The 284-nt window shown below is 66.5% G+C and carries 1 protein-coding gene; it reads left to right on the top strand.

From position 1 onward, the window contains the following. Positions 1 to 103: 103 nt before the first annotated feature. Positions 104 to 284: DUF3489 domain-containing protein (locus EU800_RS26420; protein WP_129636389.1), on the top strand; the 181-nt coding region annotated here is incomplete at its 3' end.

The raw sequence follows: 284 nt of genomic DNA, 5'->3' as shown, positions 1-284 counted from the left end.
TCTCGCGAACAGAGCGTCACTGTGTCCACGCCCGGTTCGCATTCCGGGCTCTCCCCGGTGACGGGGGCGCGTCCTGCCTCCCCGCGCAACCAGGGAGATACGCATGCCCAATGCACCTCAGACCAAGATTAAGGAGACCAAGTCGGCCACCGTCCGGCGGCTGCTTTCGCGCAAGGCCGGCGCCGATATCGGCACCCTGCAGAAGGCCACCGGCTGGCAGCCGCATTCGGTCCGAGCCGCCCTCAGCACGCTGCGGAAAGCCGGATACACGATCGACAAGATGC

It is taken from the genome of Tropicimonas sp. IMCC6043, assembly GCF_004146235.1.
Lineage (GTDB): Bacteria > Pseudomonadota > Alphaproteobacteria > Rhodobacterales > Rhodobacteraceae > Tropicimonas.
Note: the sequence above shows the minus strand (reverse complement) of the source record. Positions and strands in the feature narration are given on the sequence as shown.